The organism is Pseudomonas sp. ef1 (assembly GCF_007293365.2).
Classification (GTDB): domain Bacteria; phylum Pseudomonadota; class Gammaproteobacteria; order Pseudomonadales; family Pseudomonadaceae; genus Aquipseudomonas; species Aquipseudomonas siliginis.
This window is the reverse complement of the sequence record NZ_CM129815.1, coordinates 3,942,321-3,964,102: the sequence shown is the minus strand read 5'-3', so window position 1 is coordinate 3,964,102 and position 21,782 is coordinate 3,942,321. Positions and strand designations below refer to the sequence as shown.

Sequence of the window (21,782 nt, the reverse complement as noted above, 5' to 3'; positions counted from 1 at the left end):
CATGTCTACTACCCAAACCCCTCCGGCCCTGCGTTGGGCGCTGGCCGGCTCGGTGCTGCTGATGATCGCCGCCGGCGGGTTGTTCTGGTACGCCTCGAACATGGCCGCCGCCAAGCGTCAGCACAACCACGACGAAATCGTCGTCAACATCCATCCGCACAGTTGCGAGCCGAACACACTGACGGTGCCCGCCGGCCGCGCCAGTTTTCGCATCGTCAACCGCTCCGAGCGGGCGGTCGAGTGGGAAATTCTCGACGGCGTGCTGGTGGTCGAAGAGCGGGAAAACATCGCGCCGGGCCTGAGCCAGGTGATCAATGCCAACCTGCAACCGGGCGACTATGCGATCACCTGCGGCTTGCTCAGCAACCCGCGCGGCACCTTGCACGTGACGCCGACGGCAGCCTCGGATGCCGCGGCCAAGGCCAAGCCGTCGATGGTGGCCTTCGTCGGGCCGTTGTCGGAGTTTCGCGTGTATCTGGCCGTTCAGGGCAGCGCGTTGATCAAAGCGGTGACGGCGCTGAACCAGGCGATCGCCAGTGGTGATCTGGCGCAGGCGCAAGCGTTGTACCTGCCGGCACGTGCCGCTTATCAGCGTCTGGCGCCGGCGGCGCAGCGCCTGGCCGAGCTGGACAATCAGATCAATGCCCGCGCCGATTATTTTGAAAAGCGCGAGCAGGATCCGGCGTTCGTCGGTTTCCATCGCCTCGAATACGCGCTGTTCCAGCAGCGCAATCTCGACAACGTTGCGCCGATTGCCCAGCGCTTGCTCGCTGACGTCACGACCCTCAAGCAGCAGTTGCTCGCGCAGTCGCTGCCACCGGAGCAACTGGTGAGTATCGTCGTGCGCAACCTCAACAGCCTCGCCGATGTGCGCGCCGGCAGCGGCGAAGAAGAACGCTACAGCCACAGCGACCTCAACGGTTTCGCCGCCAACGCGCAGACTGCGCGCAAGGTCGTCGACCTGTTGCGCCCGATGCTGAGCAAATCCGCTGCTGAGCTGTTGCCGAAGATCGACCAGGCGCTGGACGATTTCGACAGCCAGCTCAACGCCTTCAAATCCGCCGATGGCTACGTCAGTTACGACGCCGTGACCGCCGCGCAACGCCAGCAGATCGCGGCCAAAGCCAAGGCTCTGGCCGCGGCACTGGATGGCATCGACCCCGCCCTCGGCCTTTCCGGCCTGTAAGCAGAAGACCACGACAGATGAACGATTCAGAACCTCTCAACCTGCAACGGCGCCGCGTGCTGATGGGCATGGGCGCCGCCGGTGTCGCCCTTGCCGGATCGGCGCTGAGTTGCCCGGCCATGGCCGCGCTGCCTGCGCAAGTTACCGAAGCGCCGAGCAGCGACAAGACCGAAGACCGCCACGATTTCCACGGCTTGCACCAGGCCGGCATCGTCACCCCGCGCCCGGCCTCCGGGATGCTGGTGGCGTTCGATGTGCTGGCCAGTGATCGCGAAGACCTTGAGCGGCTGTTCCGCACTCTCAACGAACGCATCGCGTTTTTGATGAAGGGCGGCCCGGTCGCGCAGATCGACCCGAAACTGCCGCCGCTGGACTCCGGCATCCTCGGCCCGGTGGTCACCCCGGACAATCTGACCATCACCGTTTCCGTCGGCGATTCGCTGTTCGACGAGCGCTTCGGTCTCGCGGCGGCAAAGCCCAAGCGTCTGCAACGCATGGTCGGCTTTCCCAACGACGCGCTGGACGCCGATTGCTGCCATGGCGACCTGAGCCTGCAGTTCTGCGCCAACACCGCCGACACCAACATTCACGCCCTGCGCGACATCGTCAAGAACCTGCCTGACCTGCTGCTGGTGCGCTGGAAACAGGAAGGCAGCGTCCCGCCGCAAGCCCCGGCCAAACCCGGCGTACCGGCGCAGTCGGCGCGCAATTTTCTCGGTTTTCGCGACGGTTCGGCCAACCCCGATTCCAACGACGCCAAGGCCATGGAGCGGATTGTCTGGGTACAACCGGACAGTGACGAACCGGACTGGGCTGCCCACGGCAGTTATCAAGCGGTGCGCATCATCCGCAACTTCGTCGAACGCTGGGATCGCACGCCGTTGCAGGAGCAGGAAAGCATTCTCGGCCGGGTCAAGAGCAGCGGCGCGCCCATCGGCGGCCACAGCGAAAGCGAAGTGCCGGATTACAGCAAGGACCCCGCCGGCAAGCTGACCAGGCTCGACGCGCACATCCGCCTGGCCAATCCGCGCACCGCCGCGACTCAGGCCAATCTGATCCTGCGCCGGCCGTTCAACTACTCCAACGGCGTCAACAAGAACGGCCAGCTCGACATGGGCCTGCTGTTCATCTGTTACCAGGCTGACCTGGAACAAGGCTTCATCACCGTGCAGACCCGCCTCAACGGTGAACCGCTCGAGGAATACCTCAAACCGGTCGGCGGCGGTTACTTCTTCACCCTGCCCGGCGCTACCGGCGATGACGACTTCATCGGTCGCTCGTTACTCGCTGCCACCTCCCAAAACAAAACCGCATGACACCCAACCGACACTGGAGCCGCCCCATGAAAAAGACGCCACTCGCGTTATTGCTGACCCTTGGTTTGCTCAACACCCCGCTGTCGGCGTACGCCGCGACCGCGCCGCTGGATCTGGTGGGGCCGGTGTCGGACTACAAGATTTACGTCACCGAGAAACTCGATGAGCTGGCCAGCCACACCCAGCAGTTCACCGACGCGGTGAAGAAAGGCGATCTCGCCACCGCGCAGAAGCTCTACGCGCCGACGCGGGTTTATTACGAGTCGATCGAGCCGATTGCCGAGCTGTTCAGCGATCTCGATGCGTCCATCGACTCGCGCGTCGATGACCACGAAAAAGGCGTACAGGCTGAAGACTTCACCGGCTTCCATCGCATCGAATATTCGTTGTTCGCGGAAAAAACCACCAAGGGTCTGGATGCATTGGCCGACGGTTTGAACAAAGACGTGCAGGACCTGCAAACCCGTGTGGCCGGTCTGACCTTCCCGCCAGAGAAGGTCGTCGGCGGCGCTGCTGCGCTGTTGGAAGAAGTCGCGGCGACGAAGATTTCCGGCGAGGAAGATCGGTACAGCCACACCGACCTGTACGACTTCCAGGGCAACATCGACGGGGCGAAGAAGATCGTTGATCTGTTCCGTCCGCAGATCGAACAGCAGGACAAGGCGTTTGTTGCCAAGGTCGACAAGAACTTCGCCACGGTCGACAAGATCCTCGCCAAGTACAAAACGGCGGATGGCGGCTTTGAGACCTACGACAAAGTCAAGGACAACGACCGCAAAGCGCTGGTCGGGCCGGTGAATACGCTGGCGGAGGATCTTTCGATGATGCGCGGGAAGTTGGGTCTGAACTGATTTTTTAGCCTCTGGTCTGGCCCCTTCGCGAGCAGGCTCGCTCCCACAGTTGGAATGCATGTCCCTGTGGGAGCGAGCCTGCTCGCGAAAGCAATTCCGGACGCTCTAGAGAATCCTGTACAGCAACCGCTCAATCCTCACCCGACTCACCCGCTTGAGAAACTTCGCGACCCCTGCCGGGTAATCCGGCAGCGTTTCAAGCGACTGGAAGTTATCGATCCGCGTGGTATGGCGGAAGATGTTTTCCAGCTCTTTCGCCCGTGGCTCCAGCCACTCGCCTTTCGGGTCTTCGATCAGCAGCGCGTTTTCGAGGTCGAGGCGAAACGCGCGCGGATTGAGGTTGTTGCCAGTCAGCAAGGTGTAGCGCTGATCGATCCACATGCCTTTAAGGTGATAGGTGTTGTCACCGTCGCGCCACAAGTGCAGGTTCAACTGGCCGCTGTCGATGCTGTGCTGATGGCGTTTGGCGAAGCGGCGCAGGCTGATCTCGTACAGATACGGCAGCGCAGCGATCACCTTGAACGGCTCGCTCGGCGGAATGTAAAAATCGTTGGCGGTCTTGTCGCCAACCACAATGTCGATCTTCACGCCCCGGACCAGCGCGCGGTTGATCTCACGGATCACGCCCAGTGGCAGGTTGAAGTATGGCGTACAGATGGTCAGCTGCTTTTGCGCGCTGGCAATCAGTTCGAGAATCGCCCGGTTCAGCGGGTTGTTCTTGCCGACGCCGAGCAGTGGCGTGACCGACAGCCCATCTCTGCTGGTGCTGCCGGCGCCGGTGTCGTAGGTCGCATACTTGAGGCGACTGCGCAGGTCGCCGATGTCGTTGCGCAGGCTGCGGGTAGTCGGCAGGTTCGGCAGGTCGAGGCGGTGCACGGCTTTCGATTCGATCAGGCCATGCTTGACCAGGTGATGCATCGAATCCGCCAGCTCGCGACTGTGCAGCACGTGGTAACGGTCGAAACGGTACTTGTCGAGTTTGTGCAGGTAGACGTTGTTCAGGCTCGCGCCGCTGTAGACCACCTTGTCGTCGATCACGAAGCCTTTGAGGTGCAGCACGCCGAACAGCTCGCGGGTCTGCACCGGCACGCCGTAGATCGGCACTTCGCTCTGATGCGTGCGGGTCATGTCCTGATACCAGGCGGCGTTGCCCGGCTGCTTGCCCGCGCCGATCAGACCGCGCTGGGCACGCAACCAGTCGACCACCACGGCGATTTCCAGCTCGGGACGCTTGAGCTTGGCTGCGTGCAGGGCATCGAGGATTTCCTGACCGGCTTCGTCCTGCTGCAGATACAGCGCGACGATGTAGATGCGCTGCGTCGCTGCGGCGATTTGCTCGAGCAGGCAGCGTCGGAATTCGGCAGCACTGGACAGAATGCTCACCGCCTCGGCGGTCAGCGCGAAGCTGCGCAGTTTGGGCAGCAGAGAACGTTTGAAAAGCAACGGCATAAGGCTCGCAAGGTTCGATTCCGAAGAGTTTGAGAGCTTACACCATCGTCTGCGCCGGGTCTTGTCAGTGTCAGTAATGGCCCCTTCGCGAGCAGGCTCGCTCCCACCGTTAAAATGCATTCCCCTGTGGGAGCGAGCCTGCTCGCGAAAGCGTTTTCACACACGCCGAAGAAATTCGCTTGACCAAGGAGAACAGTCGTTCTACTGTTCGCCACATGAGCGAATCAATCAGCAATGACACACGCAACATCATTCTGGATGTCACCGAAAAGTTGATCTACAAAAGTGGCATCGCTGCCACCAGCATGGATCTTCTGGTGAAGACCGCCGGCGTCTCCAGAAAAAGCATTTACCGTTACTTTGCCGACAAGGACACACTGGTTGTCGCAGCCCTTCAGCGACGCGATGTTCGCTGGATGCACTGGTTCACAAGTGCTGTCCACCAGGCCGAAACCCCGGCCGATCGCCTGCTCAACCTGTTTACCGTGCTCAAGGGCTGGTTCGACTCGGAAGGCTTTCGCGGCTGCGCCTTTATCAACACCAGCGGCGAAACCGGCGATCCACAGGATCCAGTGCGGCTGGTGGCCAAAGAACACAAACAGAAGCTGCTCGACTACGTGAGCGAGCTATGTACCGAATATGGCGCCGAGGATCCGCAACTATTGGCCAGACAGTTGCTGATCCTGATTGAAGGCGCCATTACCGTAGCGCTTGTGATGGGTGATCACAGTGCCGCCGATAATGCGCAATGCATGGCGCGAAAGTTATTGGGCCTGTAACTCTCAACAAGCCGGACTTGTTGTTCATACATTAAATGAAACAGGAGATTGAACATGTCGACTGCAGCCCAGGTACGTCCGCCATTGCCGCCATTCAACCATGCGTCAGCGATCGAGAAGGTGCGTCTGGCCGAAGATGGCTGGAACACCCGCGATCCGGAAAAGGTGTCGCTCGCTTATACCCTCGACACCAAATGGCGCAATCGCGCCGAGTTTGCCAACAACCGCGAAGAGGCCAAGGCGTTTCTGACGCGCAAATGGGCGAAGGAACTGGATTATCGCTTGATCAAAGAACTCTGGGCCTACTCCGATACGCGTATCGCGGTACGTTATGCCTATGAATGGCACGACGATTCGGGCAACTGGTTCCGCTCGTACGGCAACGAGAACTGGGAGTTCGATGACAACGGCCTGATGTTCCAGCGCTATGCCTGCATCAACGACATGCCGATCAAGGAAAGCGAGCGCAAATTCCATTGGCCGCTGGGCCGCCGGCCGGATGATCATCCGGGGCTGAGTGAACTCGGTCTCTAAATTCACATAAATCCCCTGGGAGAGCAGTTAGCCTGCTAGCGATAGCGGATCGTCATTCGATGAATGTGTTGAATAACCGATCGGCATCGCCAGCAGGCCTGTTCCTATCAGTTCTCCTGACCGGTTACCGGTAGAGTTCCCTGTCCTCGCCTTAATATTCCGCAGTTTTTTCCTCCCAATCAAAATTCGGATCCGTCTCATACTCGTAGGTAACCGTTGCCGAGTGTGATGCCGGGCGCATCTGAACCTTCGTAATCACCAGGATTTTTCCAGCTACAGTTCGGTTTTTGATGGTTTTGTCCCGAGCGTCTTGTTCGGTTTCATCAGTTCCGTGCAGGTCAACAATGATCTCCATCACCCATTCTCCTTTAAGTACGTTTTCACTCGCACAACAGCGAGAAGGGTCAATGCTGGCCTTCTATACAAAATCTGGCACCTGTGAAACCTGACAGGTTTTTATATTGATTCGAACTAGCCACCGCTGCTAAACAGGTATTTCAATGACGCGATCCGGGTAAAGCGATAGCTCGCCGCAATACCTGGAAATGAGTAACATAACCGCCCTCCCCGCAGCCCACGTTCTGCGCCTTGCCGAATAAGCCGACTCCATGCCTTTCGAACTCAGCGTTGACCTCACCACCCTGGCCATTCTGGCTGCTGTTGCTTTCCTTGCCGGTTTCATCGATGCCATCGCTGGCGGTGGCGGTCTGTTGACCACGCCGGCGCTGCTGACGGCGGGCCTGCCGCCGCATCTGGTGCTGGGCACCAACAAGCTGAGCTCGACCTTCGGTTCGGCGACCGCCAGCTTCACCTTCTACAAACGCAAACTGTTTCATCCACGCCAGTGGACCCACGCGATTGTCGGCACCCTGGTCGGCGCGCTCACTGGCGCGGTGGTTGCGCATTACCTGCCGGCCGAGTGGCTGAACAAGATGCTGCCGGTGATCGTTTTCGCCTGTGGCCTGTATTTGCTGTTTGGCGGCACGCCGAAAGCGCCGCTGGACAGCGACGCGCCGATCAAAAAGAAATGGCAATCGACCCAGGGCTTCAGCCTCGGCTTCTACGATGGCGTGGCCGGCCCCGGCACGGGCGCATTCTGGACCGTGAGCAGTCTGCTGCTGTACCCGATCGACCTGGTCAAGGCCAGCGGCGTGGCGCGGAGCATGAACTTTGTCAGCAACATCGCGGCGCTGTCGGTGTTCATCTTCTCCGGACAGGTCGACTGGATCATTGGCCTGTGCATGGGCCTGTCGGTGATGGTCGGGGCTTTCTTTGGCGCGCGCACCGCGATCAGCGGCGGCGCCAAATTCATTCGTCCGGTGTTCATCACCGTCGTGCTCGGCTTGACCGTGCGTCTAGCCTGGCAACACTGGTTCAGCGTGGCCTAAGCGCCGCGCCACATAGACGTCAATCAGGTAACGGGCAATCGAACGCGACGCCGGCAACGGCGGCAAGTCATGCACGTTGAACCACTGGGCGTCCTCGATCTCGTCTTCCTGACAGACAATTTCGCCACCGGCATATTCGGCATGGAAGCCGAGCATCATCGAATGCGGGAACGGCCAGCACTGGCTGCCGATGTAATGAATGTTCTTCACTTCGATCTGCACTTCTTCACGCACTTCGCGAATCAGGCAATCCTCGGCCGATTCCCCCGGCTCGGCGAAACCGGCCAGCGTGCTGTAAACCCCGGTGACGAAACGCGGCGAGCGCGCCAGAAGGATTTCGTCGCCACGGGTGATCAGCACGATCATGCTTGGTGAAATGCGCGGATAACTGCGCAGATCGCACGGCTGGCAATACATCGCTCGTTCGCGCGGGACTTGCGTCATCGGCTGGCCGCAGTTGCCGCAGAAGCGATGCTCTCGTGCCCAAGTGCCAATCTGCGCGGCATAACCGAGCACTTTGTACAGCGTGTGATCGCCTTCGAGCATGAACGCTCGCAGCCCCTTCCAGCCGCAACCGGGCACATCGCTGACGCTGTGCAACTCAAGCAGATAGACCGGTTCGCCGTCGAGATGACCAATCCCGTGCTCAGCGAGGACTGAAAGGTCCTGGCGCTTGAGCCACTCGCGCGGGAACAGTGCGCCGTTGTCATCGAACAGGAAGCCTTCGGGGCTGCGCGCTACGGCCCAGCCGCCGGGTTGATCGGTGTCGAGTACTGCAGTGGTCCAGCGAGAGATCATGGTTAACTCAATCCAGAAATTCGGGTTTCTGTTTGCTCATGTGGGCGGCCATGGCCACGCGCAGATCGGTGGATTGCAACATGGCGGCGTTCCAGGTGGCAACGTATTCAAGACCATCGTCGATGCGATGGTCGCGCATGTAGCTGATCATTTCCTTGGTACCGGTCACGGCGATCGGCGACTTCGCAGCGATGTCACGGGCAATGTCGAACACGCCTTCGAGCAGCGTGTCCTTATCGCCGTAGACGCGATTGACCAGGCCCATGCTGCGTGCTTCCTCGGCGCCAAAGGTGCGACCGGTGTAAGCCAGTTCACGCAGCATGCCGTCTCCGATGATTCGCGGCAACCGTTGCAGCGTACCGACGTCAGCGGCCATGCCGATGTCAATTTCCTTGATGGAAAATTGCGCGTCCTCGGCGGCATAACGCATGTCACAAGCCGAGATCAGATCGATCGCCCCGCCCAGGCAATAGCCCTGAATCGCAGCGAGTACCGGTTTGCGGCAGTTGTCGACGGCGTTGAACGAGGCTTGCAGATTGAGAATCTTGCGCCGCAACAGGCGCGCATTACGGCCCACGTCCTTGCCCAGTTCATTGGCGACACCGGCGAGCATCATCAGGTCGATGCCCGATGAAAAATGCTTGCCGTTACCGCTGAGGACTACCACGCGGACTTCGTCGGTATCGTCGATCCATTGGAATATCTCGACAATCTCGCTCCAGAACGCCGCGTTCATTGCGTTGATCTTTTCCGGGCGATTGATCTGCACATGGGCGATGTTGTCGGCCAGTTCGACGCTGAAGGCGGAGTATTGAGTCATGGCAGTGATCCTTTACCGGGCTGGGAAATAAGCCTCGAACTATAACAAGGCAAGGGGGCGGCGGTTCGGCCAAATGCGGGACTGCCCGAAGTCTGCGCAAGATGCGCGGGCCTCTTCGCGAGCAGGCTCGCTCCCACAGGGAGACTGCATTTCAATGTGGGAGCGAGCCTGCTCGCGAAGGCGTCGGATCATTCAACGCACGCAATTATTTCAGCCCCAGCCTGTAAAGCGAGCCATTCTCTTCATCTGTCAGCACATACAGATAGCCATCCGGTCCTTGGCGCACGTCACGGATACGCTGATTCAACTCACCCAGCAAACGCTCCTCATGGACCACCTTGTCACCATCGAACTGCAGACGAATCAGTTCCTGGGACACCAGTGCGCCGATAAACGCGTTGTGCTGCCACGGCGTGAAGCGATCGGCATCATAGAAGGCCATGCCGGTAACCCCGGGGGATTTTTCCCAGACATGGTGCGGCGCCACGGTGCCTTCAGCGGTTTTGCCCTTCGCCTCAGGAATCGGCTGCATCGAGTAATTGATGCCATGGGTCGCCAACGGCCAGCCGTAGTTCTTGCCACGTTCGATGATGTTCACTTCGTCGCCGCCACGTGGCCCGTGCTCGTTCTCCCACAGCGTGCCGGTCCACGGATTGAGCGCCGCGCCTTGCGGGTTACGCAGGCCGTAGGACCAGATTTCAGGCCTGACACCGGATTGGCCAACAAAAGGGTTATCGTCCGGCACCTTGCCATCCGGGAAGATGCGTACGACTTTGCCTTGCAACTTGTCGAGGTCCTGCGCAGTCGGCCGATCGTTGTTTTCGCCCAGGGTGATGAACAGATACCCGTCGCGATCGAATACCAGCCGTGAACCGAAATGGTTGCTCACTGACAGTTTCGGTTCCTGACGGAAGATCACGTTGAAGTCCTTCAACGTCTTCAGGTCATCGGAAAGCCGTCCGCGCCCTACCGCCGTGCCAGCCTTGCCGCCCTCACCGCCGCCTTCTGCGTACGACAGATAGACCATGCGGTCCTGCTTGAAGTCCGGCGACAGCGCCACATCGAGCAAGCCGCCCTGCCCTTTGGCCCAGACTTGCGGCACGCCACTGATCGGCTCCGACAGTTTGCCGTCCTTGCTCACAACACGCAGATGACCCGGACGTTCGGTCACCAGCATGCCCTTCTGATCAGGCAGAAACGCCAGTGCCCAGGGATGTTCCAGGCCTTGGGCAATGGTGGTGACTTCAAGAATGCCCTGCTCGCTTTTCAGCTCTTTGGGCGCGGCGGCGAACGCCGGGGCACTGATCAGCGCGGCGGCGCAGCAGGTGGCTAGTAGGGTTTTACGCAACATGCACGATTCCTTTTGTTCGTGTGAAAGGCTGACAGAACATCAGTCCTGCCGTTCAACGGTTGCTGCCGGTGCCCCGTGGGGGCGGGTTGGGAATGAAGGTTGGCGGATTGCTCGGCACCGAACGAATCGGTTGACCATTGCCGATGCCGCGATTTTCAACGGTCGGCTGACGTGGCACGGGAACGGTATTCGGCCCGCGAAGCGGCGGAGCGCTGGGCTGGGTGCCCTGCATGCTGTTGGGATTGGCCCGGCGGATCGGGCTGTTGTAGGGATTGTTGCTGTTCCCGGTGGGGCTTTGAGCGAGCACTACATCGGCATGAACCAGGCCACCACTGAGGGCGAGGACGGCGATGCCGATCAGAAACCGGTTCATGGGACATTACCTCTCGATGTGCGTGGACTAGAGCCTTGGAGCCCACGCTACGCCGTGGGTTCGGATTTGTTAACCCTCGTGCCTTAAACAACATGTAACACGGCTTGACAGTACCGCTGGAAGCCGCGCAATCACTGGAAACTTTCTCGCCGCGCCACGGGTCACCTGATCATCACTCGGAGGACAGGTCATGGCTCGGGCAATCTGGAAAGGCGCAATCAGTTTTGGACTGGTACACATCCCCGTGGCGCTGGTTTCAGCGACGTCGTCCCAAGGCGTGGACTTCGACTGGCTCGACAGCCGCAGCATGGACCCGGTGGGCTACAAACGCATCAACAAGGTCACCGGCAAGGAAGTCACCAAAGAAAACATCGTCAAAGGCGTGGCCTACGAAAAGGGCCGCTACGTGGTGCTCAGCGAGGAAGAAATCCGCTCGGCGCACCCCGTCTCGACGCAGACCATCGACATTTTCTCGTTCGTCGATGCCGAGCAGATTCCACTGCAGAACATCGATACGCCCTACTATTTGGCGCCAGACAAGCGCGGCGGTAAGGTCTACGCGTTGCTGCGCGAAACCCTGAGCAAAACCAACAAGGTCGCCCTCGCCCGCGTCGTCTTGCACACGCGCCAATATCTGGCCGCGCTGATGCCGCTGGAGTCGGCGCTGGTTCTGGTGAAACTGCGCTGGCCACAGGAAGTGCGCAGCCTCGATGAGCTGGCGCTGGGCAGCGAAGTGACCAAACCGCAACTGGCCAAGGGTGAACTGGACATGGCTAAACGTCTGGTCGAAGACATGACCTCGGAGTGGTCGCCTGAGGACTACAAGGACGAGTTCGAAGACAAGATCATGGCGCTGGTCGAGAAAAAAGCCCACGAAGGCAAGATCGAGGACGTCGAGACCACCACTGGCGAGGAAGAACGCAAGAGTGCCGATGTTATCGACTTGACCGAACTGCTTAAACGCAGCCTCGGCGGCAAGGCACCGGCCAAGCCCAAGGCCAAATCAACCAGTAAGGCGGCGCCGGCGAAGAAGACCAGGAAGGCGTCCGGGGAGTAAGCGTTGGGCCAGCTAGAGGTATGTTTGAAGTGAAGCCGCCTTCGCGAGCAGGCTCGCTCCCACAGGGGAACGCATTCCAAAATGTGGGAGCGAGCCTGCTCGCGAAGAGGCCGGTACTGACACCGCAAGTCTCAGATGAGAATAAAGATCGCCAACAACGCCGCAAAAATCGCCCACTTCTCCAGGTAATACCGCGTACGGTTGCGTTTCTTCAGCTCTTTGCCGCGCAAACGGATCTTGTAGATCTTGGTAAACAAGCGGTTGATACCACCGGTCTTGTCCCCCGCATCATTCGGCGCGCCTGCCGCTGACATCACGGTGCGGCTGAACCAGCGGTTGAACGCCGCCGCCCAGCGGTACTTCAACGGCCGCTCAATATCACAGAACAGAATGATCCGGTTCTGATCCGTGGTGTTTTCGGCGTAATGAATAAACGTCTCGTCGAACATCACCGCTTCGCCATCGCGCCAGTGATAGTTCTCACCGTCGACGTTGATGTAGCAGCCGGGATCATTCGGCGTATCCAGACCCAGGTGATAACGATAGGAACCGGCGTACGGATCGCGGTGGCGCACCAGCTTCGAGCCCGGTGGCAGCTCGGCAAACATCGCCGCCTTGATTGAGCCGATGCTCTGCACCAATTCAGTGGTGCGCGGGCACAGCTTCATCGCCGATGGATGGCTGTCGCCGTACCACTTGAGGTAGAAGCGCTTCCAGCCAGTCTTGAAGAAAGAGTTGAAGCCGACATCGTCATACTGATTCGAGCGCTTGATCTCGCCGGCACGCAACAGATTCTGGCCCTCCTCGCGAATCTCTTGCCAGTGCGCCTGCAACGGGCTCAGATCCGGGAAATCCGCCGGATTCAGGTACGGCTTGTTGGGGATTTTCGAAAACAGATAGAGGAAGCAGTTGATGGGCGCGAGAAACGTCGAGTGGTCACTCAATTGCCGCCCCAGTTTGTGGCGCACGCGTCCACGCAAGTGAACGTAAGCAATGGAGATGACATAAACAGCGGCAATGATGAGTTTCACGGAAAAGGGTCACACGTCAAAAGTGAACAAACTGCGCGCGTGGCGACCTGAGGCCCAGCGTCTTATGCAGCGGTCTTGATGCACAGGGCGCGTCCATGGCCCGCGCCGTTTCCGGGCGCTCGGTGAAAGGGTGGCATTTTAGCCACAGTTCGTAACCGATAGTGAACCCTCAACTGTGAAAAACTGTCTTGCCTGCTTTTGTGTAATGCCTGCGCGTCATACAAACAGGCGCAACGCCCGTTGCTCATTTCGATGGAACCACGCTTGGCACGCGCTCCTCTATCGCTTACCAATAACGGAGGAACCCCCATGATCGCCCCAGAAACCGGTATGAAACCAGGTCAGCGCTATCGAATTGAAAGCGTCGAGCGCGCGCCGCAATTCTCTGGCTTTTTTCTCGATGGAAAGTATTACCTGGGACCTGAGTTGCAGACCGCCGTCGGCTGGCTTGAAGGGCAAATATTCTTCTACGACCAGCTCGACCCGACCGGTGAGCCGGTTTATCCGGGCAGGATTGCCGGCACGATCGAAGGGCTGACGCTGGTAATGCCGGACGGCTTACGGCTGGAGATTGAAGAAGCGCCTTATCTGGCGGAACCTGCTGCGCCAGTGCGCGCTTCCCTCGCCGGGCGCATCGAGCGTATCTCGCGGCAGCCAATTCGCCCTTCACCGCTTCTGGTGGCCGGGGCTGCGATGCTGGTAGGGGTTTGCCTGCTGACGATCTCGCGCATCAGAAATCGCTGAAGGCCACCGCGCGAGCAGTGGCCCAACTATCGGTCACTGCTCGCGGGTTACCGTCAGTGCGACCACGGCGATGCGCTCGGCGCGCTCATATTCAGGCTTGAGCAGTTCCTCGCTGAACACGTCCGGATCAAGCTCACGATAAGTCCAGCCAAAACGTTCGCCCTTGAGCAGAGGCGCCACGGCCTCGCGGAACGGGTCCTGCCCGGCAACAATCGCTGCGCCGGTATACACAAGTAACGTGCCGCCGACTTCCAGACGTGGCAATGCTTCACGCACGATACGCACCGACAAGCCTTCGCCCAGCGCCCCGCCGCCGTGGCGATAAGCGCGCTGTTGCTGGTCGTTCATATATGGCGGGTTGGCGATGATCAAGTCGAACTGACCTTCGACACTGGCGAGCAGATCGCTGTGGTACACCGACACGTTGTTGGCCCCGGCCAGCTCAGCGTTGACGGCACTCATGCGCAACGCCTGCGGATTGATATCCACCGCCAGCACTTGGGCATCCGGCCGTGCCTTCGCGATGAGCACTGCCCCGGCGCCGCTGCCGCAGCCAATGTCCACTGCGCGCCTGATCGGCGAAAAGCGCTGCTGCAATTGCGCTTCGATGGCCTGGGCAAAGCGATAAGTGTCGGGGCCGAAGAACACCGCATCGCTCGCCGTCGTCGGAAACGCCGAGTGGGCGAACAACCGGTCATTCAGCGTCGACCAGCGCACATGGCTGCGCCATACCGCGCCATCGCGTTCGACTATGCCGGCCTGCTCCAGGCTGGCCAGCTCGTCTGCGCGAAACAGCTCTGAAGGAAACGGCATCGACCAGCCGAACACGTCGCGCAGATCCTTCGCCAAAGGTGTGGCGAAGCGCTGCAAAAAGCGCTCGTGGGTCAACGGCGTTGGAGTAATGAAGTGATAACCGCTGTCGAGCAGGCGCTTGCCCAATTCGAACAGCGCTCTGTCCGATGTTTCTTGTGCCGACATGAAGCCTCCTTGTTTCAACGCAAGCGGGCGCGCAGTTGCATGAAGCGACGCGTCGCGAAAAGTCCGGCCGGACGCCAGTGCCGCTGGGGTTGCAGCCATGGCATCAACAATGACATCTGTTCGGCGGCAGGCTTGTCGGCCAGTGCCGCTTCCAGGTTGAGCAGGTCGGCGTCATCGTCAAAGGTTTCTTCGACGGCAGCTTCGCGGCGTACGTAAGGCCGAGGCCGGGAGGCCGGGCAATCCTGAGTGATCCAGTCGCGCAACAGCTGTTTCTCATAGCCATTGAACACCCCGAACATCGCCGCGTCGCTGCCGTCGATCAAACGCCAGAAACGACTTTCTTCCACCGCCTCACCGCGTTTGATCCAGCTTTTGCGCTCCAGCGCCGAAAGAAACTCGCCCATCTGTCCCGGCGTGGCCAGCCATTGATTGATAGTGCGGTTTTCGATACGGCAGTAGTCGGAATGCATGTGCCGGCCAAACACCGCCTTGCGCTCAAGCATGGCGATGACTTCGTGGTCCAGATCGAACTCTGTGATCACCGCGGTTGTGCCCTTGCCGACATCATTGAGGCGATAACCGACGGCCATGCGCCGATAGAACTCATCGCGCTCTTCGCCCAACGGCATAAGTTCGAGCATTGATTGCACTGCCTTGCGCGCATGGCCGGTGCTGGCGTTGTCGATGGTCACGTGCAGGCGGAAATAGTGCGGATCGATGCCCAGCTCCGCTAGCTCATAAGCACTGATCAACAAGTGCAGCGGCAGTTGTTCATAGCCGAGGTTGAAGCCGATGACTTCAGGCAGAAACTGTCCGCCGAAACGCCCCAGCGCCAGCTGCACTACGCCTTGCAGAAAGTACTCGTCGGCAAGGCCGCTCAGATCGGAGCAGTCATGCTCGGCGAGCAGTTTGCGATAGATCACCACATGATTCTGCCGTGGCACGCCCTCGCCCAGCTCTTCCAGATAGGTATCGAGCAAATCGTCGAAACGCGGGTCCTGCCACTGCGGCAGCAGCCCGGCCAGCCAAGCGCCATCGACCTCTTTGGTCGGTGCCACATGCAAGATGAAATACAACGCGTGGGATTTGTTGCAGAAATAGCGGCGCGGCGCGCCCTGCTGACGCTGTTCGAGGTACTCCGCGTATTCGGCAGCGACGCTGGCGCAGCGGGTTTCCGACCATTGCAGCAACTCTTCGGTGCTGGCCGGCAAATCGTCGGACAGCGCAGCCGCCTTGCTCAGCTGCCGGCGCAGGAAGTCCAGTGCCGCACGATCAACCGTGGAGTCTTCCGCCAGCAATCGGTCATAGAGCCGGCGCTCGGTATCCGCCGGCATGGATGTTTTACCCGAAGACTTCCTGGTCGGGATTTCGATCAGCGACATGACTCATTCCCCTGCGTTATTGGCATTGCCTATAAACGAAAGAGTGATTGGCGCTGAAAAAAATTCCCTTTTTGTGCGAGGCGATACGCCCAGTGGTGTGTGTCGGTTTTCTAACCCAAAGCGGTATCGAGAAACATCATCACGCCGAAGCCAAGCATCAGCCCCAGCGTGGCAGGCGTTTCGTGGCCGTTGCGGTGAGTTTCCGGAATCACTTCATGCGACACCACAAAGATCATCGCGCCCGCCGCCAGGCCCATCGCCACCGGAAAACCCAACGCAAAACTGTTGGTGATGCCCAATCCGATAATCGCGCCCAACGGCTCCATCAATCCTGAAGCGGCGGCAATCAACGCTGCACGCCCTGCGGAAATGCCGGTCACGCGCAATGCCAACGCGACCGCTAGTCCTTCTGGAATGTCCTGAATGGCGATCGCAGTGGTCAGCGGCAAGCCGATTTTCATGTCGCCGGTGGCGAAGCTGACGCCGATCGCCATGCCTTCCGGAAGGTTGTGCAGAGTGATCGCCAGCACGAACAGCCAGACCCGATTGAAGCGCTTGGCTTCAGGCCCGCGCCGGCCGCTTTTTTCATGTTCGTGGGGGACGAAGCGGTCGAGACCGACCATCAACGCCACGCCTAAAGCCATGCCGGCCACAACGACGGCAGCGGCGAGCATGGGACTGCTCACCGCTTCCTTCGCCGCCGCAATCCCCGGCAGGATCAGTGAAAAGGAACTGGCAGCCAACATCATCCCTGCCGCAAACCCGAGCATGGTGTCTTGAGTTCGCGAAGTAATCGCCCGCAACGCCAGGGCCAGCAACGCACCGATTGCCGTGGCGGCAAAACCCGACAGACCGCCTAGAGTGGCGAGGCGTAGCGTGTCGCGGCCGGTACTGACCAAACCGGTGTAGCCGCTGATCAGCAACAACACGGTTACACCGACCAGGGTGAGCCAGAAAATCCGCCCTCCCCAGCCCGTACGCGTCAGGCTGACGAACCATGCGCGCACAGGGGCGGCGAACGAAGATGACGGTAGCGCCATGAAAACTCCTTGGTGTCAGGTGGCCGGTACGAACGGCGTGGTTTCATCCAGTTGCGCCAGCGGGACATCGCTGCCACCCGGGGTCAGAATCACCTTGCGGCATTCTTCCTGCTTCTTATTGAAGATCTTGTAGCCCTCGGCCGCCTGCTCCAGCGAAAGCCTGTGGGTGATGATCGCTTCAGGCTGCAACTTGCCGGTTTCGATGTAGCCAAGCAGCTCCGGCAGAAAACGCTGTACGTGAGTCTGGCCCATTTTGAAGGTCAGGCCTTTGTCGAAAGCATCGCCGAACATGAAGCCATGGATAAATCCTGCATACACCCCCGGAACGCTGACCACACCACCGCGCCGGACGGCGGCGATGCACTGGCGCAAGGCCTTGCCGCTGCTGCCTTCAAGCTTGAGTGTAGCCATGACCGTTTCGGTGGTGCTGCCCTTGGCTTCAAGGCCGACGGCATCGACCACGGCATCAACGCCGCGATGGCCGGGAGTCTGGCTGGTAATGGTGTCGGCCGGGTCATCGTCTTCATCGAAGTTGATCGGAATCACGCCGTAGGTGCGCTGGGCATAATCGAGGCGGTACTGATGATGGTCGACCATAAAGATCAGCTCGGCACCGAGCATCCTGGCGCAGGCTGCGGTGAGCAAACCGACCGGCCCGGCGCCGTAGATCGCCAGACTCGAACCCTGTTTGACGCCAGCGTTGATCACGGCTTGCCAGGCAGTCGGCAGGATATCGGACAGGAACAGCACCTTCTCGTCCGACAGCGTGCCCGGCACCTTGAACGGGCCGGTATTGGCTTTCGGCACGCGCACCAGTTCCGCCTGGCCACCGGGAATTCCGCCATACATACGGCTGTAGCCGAACAGCGCTGCTGGCGGCGGAATCATTTTCTTGTTCAGCGCCGCGCCGGGGCCTTCGTTGGTGGTCTCGCAAGCGGCGTAAAGCTCTTGCTGGCAGAAGAAGCAATCGCCACAGGCGATCACGAACGGAATCACCACGCGGTCGCCGCGCTGCACGGCCGTGACGGCTGGCCCGGTTTCTTCGACGATGCCCATGAACTCATGACCAAAGATATCGCCGTGCTCGACGGTGGGTATTTTGCCTCGGTACAGGTGCAGGTCCGACCCGCAGATGGCGGTAGCGGTGACGCGCAGGATGATGTCGTCGGCGGCTTCAAGTTTCGGGTCCGGTACGGTTTCGACGCGCACGTCATGGGCGCCGTGATAGGTCATTGCTCGCATGGCTTGGTCCTCACTCGTTTGAACGAAAATGGCTGCTGCTCCACTTTCCGAAGTGAAAATGGCCGAGTGAGTTCATTCGGGTTTTCGAGATTTTGATCAGCGGATATCGGGGACTTCTCGGACGAGCCGATGCGTACGCCCGTTTGCCTGCCATATAACTGCCGTCTGAGTTATGCGACAATGCGCGCCAATGTCCAACAAGAACCCCGTACTCGTCGCTCAGCAGCTTGCCTTCAACGGCCCCAGTTGCGGACGGCTTATGCGCGTTGGCTCAACTCAAGCACAGACTGGGGGAGCTGGAAAAGCTCCAGATTGGTACTCAGGTTTGTACCATGCACCACAGACCAGCTCTAACCCATTGATAGGTAAGGTAATTGATCTCCACAGCTAACATCACGATGCAGTTTGGCGCCAAGCCGCTGTTCGAAAACGTTTCGGTCAAATTCGGCGCAGGCAATCGCTACGGTCTGATCGGTGCCAACGGTTGCGGCAAGTCGACCTTCATGAAAATCCTCGGCGGCGATCTCGATCCGTCCGGCGGTCAGGTCATGCTCGAGCCGAACGTGCGTCTAGGTAAGCTGCGCCAGGATCAGTTCGCCTACGAAGAATTCACCGTGATTGACACCGTGATCATGGGTCACGAAGAGCTGTGGAAGGTCAAGGCCGAGCGCGATCGCATCTACTCGCTGGCTGAAATGTCCGAAGAAGACGGCATGGCCGTTGCCGAGCTGGAAACCGAATTCGCCGAGATGGACGGCTACACCGCCGAATCCCGCGCCGGCGAATTGTTGCTGGGTCTGGGTATCCCGCTGGAACAGCATTTCGGCCCGATGAGCGAAGTTTCGCCAGGCTGGAAACTGCGCGTGTTGCTGGCGCAGGCACTGTTCTCCGATCCGGAAGTGCTGTTGCTCGACGAACCGACCAACCACCTGGACATCAACACCATTCGCTGGCTGGAAAACATCCTCACCCAGCGCAACAGCCTGATGATCATCATCTCCCACGACCGTCACTTCCTGAACAGCGTGTGCACGCACATGGCTGACCTGGATTACGGCGAGCTGCGTCTGTTCCCGGGCAACTACGACGAGTACATGACCGTGGCGACCCAGTCCCGCGAGCAGCTGCTGTCGGACAACGCCAAGAAGAAAGCGCAGATCTCCGAGCTGCAATCGTTCGTCAGCCGCTTCTCGGCCAACGCCTCGAAAGCCAAGCAGGCCACCTCCCGTGCCAAGGCGATCGACAAGATCCAGCTGGCCGAGGTCAAGCCTTCCAGCCGCGTCAGCCCGTTCATTCGTTTCGAGCAGAACAAGAAGCTGCACCGTCAGGCGGTCATGGTCGAGAAAATGGCCAAGGGTTTCGATGGCAAGCCACTGTTCAAGGACTTCAGCTTCCAGGTTGAAGCCGGCGAGCGCGTTGCGATCATCGGCCCGAACGGTATCGGCAAGACCACCCTGCTGCGCACCCTGGTCAACGAACTGACCCCGGATGCCGGTAGCGTGAAATGGACCGACGCCGCTGAACTGGGTTACTACGCTCAGGACCACGCTCACGACTTCGAAGACGACGTCACCCTGTTCGACTGGATGGGTCAGTGGACCCAGGGCGAACAGATGATTCGCGGTACTTTGGGCCGGATGCTGTTCTCCAACGACGAGATCCTCAAGTCGGTCAAGGTCATCTCCGGTGGTGAGCAAGGTCGCATGCTGTTCGGCAAGCTGATCCTGCAAAAGCCCAACGTGCTGATCATGGACGAACCGACCAACCACTTGGACATGGAATCGATCGAAGCACTGAACCTGGCGCTGGAAAACTACCCGGGCACGCTGATCTTCGTCAGCCATGACCGTGAGTTCGTATCGTCCCTGGCCACGCGCATCATCGAGCTGAGCCCGAACGGCGTGACCGACTTCAGCGGCACTTATGACGACTACCTGCGTAGCCAGGGTGTGGTTTTCTAAGAGCAGCTTTTAGTTTCAAGCTGCAAGCTGCAAGTTAAAAGCCCTGTCCGTGTGACGGGGCTTTTTGCATTCGGCGCTTGGGAATTGTGGGTGCGCAGATATTCGCGAGCAGGCTCGCTCCCACAGGGGAATGCATTTCAAATGTGGGAGCGAGCCCGCTCGCGAATGGGCCGTGAGCAGCACCATCACTCCCAAGGGAAAGTAGTTAGCCTGCTTTCTTTTATCCCGGCCCCGCGCGATGATGTCGGCAACTCTCCCACCGCCGCCCGCGAACGAGTGCTCATGTCTGCGCAGCCACTGCCACCGCAAAGCTCCCTGGCGATCACCCTGCAGATCGTCTCCATCGTTTTCTATACCTTCATTGCCTTTCTCTGTATCGGGTTGCCGATTGCGGTACTGCCCGGTTACGTCCATGAGCAACTGGGTTTCAGCGCGATCATTGCCGGCCTGGTGATCGGTTCGCAGTACCTCGCCACACTGCTCAGCCGGCCAATGGCCGGGCGCATGTCGGATACCCTGGGCACCAAGCGGGCGATCATTTATGGCTTGTGGGGGATTGTCCTCAGCGGCGCGCTGACGTTGCTGTCGACCTTGCTGCAAAGTTTTCCGCTGACCAGCCTGTTGATTCTGATTGCCGGGCGCCTGCTGCTTGGCATTGCCCAAGGCCTGATCGGTGTCGGCACCATCAGCTGGTGCATGGGCCAGGTCGGTGTCGAGCACACGGCAAAATCCATCGGCTGGAACGGCATCGCTTCTTACGGCGCGATTGCCATTGGCGCGCCGTTGGGCGTGGTGATGGTCGCTGAATATGGCTTTGTCAGCCTTGGCATCGCGCTGTCGGCGTTGGCGGCAGGCGCGCTGTGGTTGATCCGCAACAAACCTTCGGTGCCGGTGATTCGTGGCGAGCGCCTGTCGTTCTGGGCGGTGTTCGGCAAGATTGCGCCGTACGGCACCAGCCTGACGCTGGCCTCTATCGGCTACGGCACACTGACCACGTTAATCACCCTTTATTACCTCAATCGAGGCTGGACCGGCGCAGCTTACTGCCTGACCGTGTTTGGCGTGTGTTTCATCCTGTCGCGGCTGTTGTTCATCTCGGCCATCGCCCGGTTTGGCGGGTTTGCCTCAGCCATCGTTTGCATGTCGGTTGAAACTGTCGGGCTGGTGCTGTTGTGGCTGGCGCCCTCCACTGCGTATGCGTTGACTGGCGCAGGGCTGGCGGGGTTTGGGCTGTCCCTGGTGTACCCGGCGCTGGGGGTTGAAGCGATCAAACAGGTGCCGAGTTCCAGTCGTGGTTCAGGGTTGGGGGCTTATGCAGTGTTCTTCGATCTGGCGCTGGCGATCGCGGGACCGTTGATGGGCGCGGTGGCGTTGAATCTGGGCTATTCGTGGATTTTCTTCAGCGCGGCGTTGTTGTCGGTGACCGGGCTGGGCCTGACCTTGTTGCTCAAGCGTCGCGCGACCTCCTGAAACCACCGATCCCCTTGTAGGAGCTGACGAGT

At 59.7% G+C, this 21,782-nt stretch carries 21 protein-coding genes; 10 read left to right on the top strand and 11 right to left on the bottom strand.

All coding sequences use genetic code 11. The annotated features are described in order from the left end of the window. Position 1: 1 nt before the first annotated feature. Genes efeO (FEE99_RS18060) through efeO (FEE99_RS18050) form a run of 3 tightly spaced genes read left to right on the top strand, consistent with a single transcriptional unit; the run spans position 2 to position 3,353 of the window. Positions 2-1,186: an iron uptake system protein EfeO gene (efeO, locus tag FEE99_RS18060; protein WP_041480385.1), complete on the top strand. Its 1,185-nt coding sequence runs from the start codon at positions 2-4 to the stop codon at positions 1,184-1,186. Between the two features lie 17 nt (positions 1,187-1,203). Beyond that, positions 1,204-2,502 carry an iron uptake transporter deferrochelatase/peroxidase subunit gene (efeB, locus tag FEE99_RS18055; RefSeq protein WP_041480386.1) on the top strand — a complete coding sequence of 433 codons (1,299 nt, stop codon included), beginning with the start codon at positions 1,204-1,206 and terminating at the stop codon, positions 2,500-2,502. 26 nt (positions 2,503-2,528) lie between these two features. Continuing rightward, on the top strand, positions 2,529-3,353 hold the full coding sequence (gene efeO, locus FEE99_RS18050; RefSeq protein ID WP_041480387.1) for an iron uptake system protein EfeO: 825 nt from the start codon (positions 2,529-2,531) through the stop codon (positions 3,351-3,353). A 105-nt stretch (positions 3,354-3,458) separates the two neighbouring features. Here efeO (FEE99_RS18050) and pssA read toward each other — a convergent pair whose 3' ends face one another. Beyond that, the gene (pssA, locus tag FEE99_RS18045) at positions 3,459-4,802 is read right to left on the bottom strand and encodes a CDP-diacylglycerol--serine O-phosphatidyltransferase (protein WP_041480388.1); all 1,344 of its coding nucleotides are present in this window, start codon (positions 4,800-4,802) and stop codon (positions 3,459-3,461) included. 215 nt (positions 4,803-5,017) lie between these two features. On the opposite strand from pssA, the gene FEE99_RS18040 reads away from it, so the two are divergent. Together FEE99_RS18040 and FEE99_RS18035 are read left to right on the top strand one after the other, a co-directional pair. Then, entirely contained in the window at positions 5,018-5,581 is a 564-nt protein-coding gene (locus FEE99_RS18040; protein ID WP_041480389.1) for a TetR/AcrR family transcriptional regulator, read from the top strand. A gap of 54 nt (positions 5,582-5,635) precedes the next feature. Then, complete coding sequence (locus FEE99_RS18035) at positions 5,636-6,115, top strand: nuclear transport factor 2 family protein (RefSeq protein WP_041480390.1); 480 nt, start codon at positions 5,636-5,638, stop codon at positions 6,113-6,115. A 151-nt stretch (positions 6,116-6,266) separates the two neighbouring features. Here the strand turns inward: FEE99_RS18035 and FEE99_RS18030 are convergent, their stop codons facing one another. Further along, complete coding sequence (locus FEE99_RS18030; protein WP_041480391.1) at positions 6,267-6,470, bottom strand: hypothetical protein; 204 nt, start codon at positions 6,468-6,470, stop codon at positions 6,267-6,269. A 253-nt stretch (positions 6,471-6,723) separates the two neighbouring features. Here FEE99_RS18030 and FEE99_RS18025 point away from each other — a divergent pair, with 253 nt between their 5' ends. Then, positions 6,724-7,503, top strand: coding sequence for a TSUP family transporter (locus tag FEE99_RS18025; protein ID WP_016774706.1), 780 nt, complete (start codon positions 6,724-6,726; stop codon positions 7,501-7,503). Here the strand turns inward: FEE99_RS18025 and nudC are convergent. From nudC to FEE99_RS18005, 4 genes are all read right to left on the bottom strand, one after another. Beyond that, entirely contained in the window at positions 7,471-8,301 is an 831-nt protein-coding gene (gene nudC, locus FEE99_RS18020) for an NAD(+) diphosphatase (protein ID WP_041480392.1), read from the bottom strand. The two genes, FEE99_RS18025 and nudC, sit on opposite strands and share 33 nt — an antisense overlap. A gap of 7 nt (positions 8,302-8,308) precedes the next feature. Next, positions 8,309-9,121 carry a crotonase/enoyl-CoA hydratase family protein gene (locus FEE99_RS18015; protein ID WP_041480393.1) on the bottom strand — a complete coding sequence of 271 codons (813 nt, stop codon included), beginning with the start codon at positions 9,119-9,121 and terminating at the stop codon, positions 8,309-8,311. Between the two features lie 205 nt (positions 9,122-9,326). Further along, positions 9,327-10,472, bottom strand: coding sequence for a PQQ-dependent sugar dehydrogenase (locus tag FEE99_RS18010; protein ID WP_041480394.1), 1,146 nt, complete (start codon positions 10,470-10,472; stop codon positions 9,327-9,329). 52 nt (positions 10,473-10,524) lie between these two features. Then, positions 10,525-10,845, bottom strand: a complete 321-nt coding sequence (locus FEE99_RS18005; RefSeq protein ID WP_041480395.1) for a hypothetical protein — start codon at positions 10,843-10,845, stop codon at positions 10,525-10,527. Positions 10,846-11,035: 190 nt separating this feature from the next. Here FEE99_RS18005 and ku point away from each other — a divergent pair, with 190 nt between their 5' ends. Then, positions 11,036-11,902, top strand: a complete 867-nt coding sequence (ku, locus tag FEE99_RS18000; RefSeq protein ID WP_041480396.1) for a non-homologous end joining protein Ku — start codon at positions 11,036-11,038, stop codon at positions 11,900-11,902. A gap of 131 nt (positions 11,903-12,033) precedes the next feature. Here the strand turns inward: ku and lpxO are convergent, their stop codons facing one another. Then, the gene (gene lpxO, locus FEE99_RS17995; protein ID WP_041480397.1) at positions 12,034-12,933 is read right to left on the bottom strand and encodes a lipid A hydroxylase LpxO; all 900 of its coding nucleotides are present in this window, start codon (positions 12,931-12,933) and stop codon (positions 12,034-12,036) included. 309 nt (positions 12,934-13,242) lie between these two features. Between lpxO and FEE99_RS17990 the strand changes: the two genes are divergently transcribed. Continuing rightward, positions 13,243-13,677 carry a hypothetical protein gene (locus FEE99_RS17990; RefSeq protein ID WP_041480398.1) on the top strand — a complete coding sequence of 145 codons (435 nt, stop codon included), beginning with the start codon at positions 13,243-13,245 and terminating at the stop codon, positions 13,675-13,677. A 33-nt stretch (positions 13,678-13,710) separates the two neighbouring features. Here the strand turns inward: FEE99_RS17990 and FEE99_RS17985 are convergent, their stop codons facing one another. From FEE99_RS17985 to FEE99_RS17970, 4 genes are all read right to left on the bottom strand, one after another. Continuing rightward, complete coding sequence (locus tag FEE99_RS17985) at positions 13,711-14,655, bottom strand: methyltransferase (protein WP_041480399.1); 945 nt, start codon at positions 14,653-14,655, stop codon at positions 13,711-13,713. A gap of 14 nt (positions 14,656-14,669) precedes the next feature. After that, positions 14,670-16,037, bottom strand: coding sequence for an iron-containing redox enzyme family protein (locus FEE99_RS17980; protein ID WP_041480400.1), 1,368 nt, complete (start codon positions 16,035-16,037; stop codon positions 14,670-14,672). 110 nt (positions 16,038-16,147) lie between these two features. Next, a complete protein-coding gene (locus FEE99_RS17975) occupies positions 16,148-17,077 on the bottom strand; it encodes a ZIP family metal transporter (protein ID WP_041480401.1) in 930 nt (309 codons plus the stop codon). A gap of 15 nt (positions 17,078-17,092) precedes the next feature. After that, positions 17,093-18,319, bottom strand: coding sequence for a zinc-dependent alcohol dehydrogenase (locus tag FEE99_RS17970; RefSeq protein ID WP_041480402.1), 1,227 nt, complete (start codon positions 18,317-18,319; stop codon positions 17,093-17,095). Positions 18,320-18,693: 374 nt separating this feature from the next. Between FEE99_RS17970 and FEE99_RS17965 the strand changes: the two genes are divergently transcribed. Both FEE99_RS17965 and FEE99_RS17960 read left to right on the top strand, forming a co-directional pair. Then, positions 18,694-20,280 (top strand): ABC-F family ATPase, encoded by a 1,587-nt coding sequence (locus FEE99_RS17965; protein ID WP_016774693.1) that lies wholly within the window; start codon positions 18,694-18,696, stop codon positions 20,278-20,280. Positions 20,281-20,562: 282 nt separating this feature from the next. Beyond that, positions 20,563-21,750: an MFS transporter gene (locus tag FEE99_RS17960; protein ID WP_041480403.1), complete on the top strand. Its 1,188-nt coding sequence runs from the start codon at positions 20,563-20,565 to the stop codon at positions 21,748-21,750. The last annotated feature ends 32 nt before the right edge of the window (positions 21,751-21,782 follow it).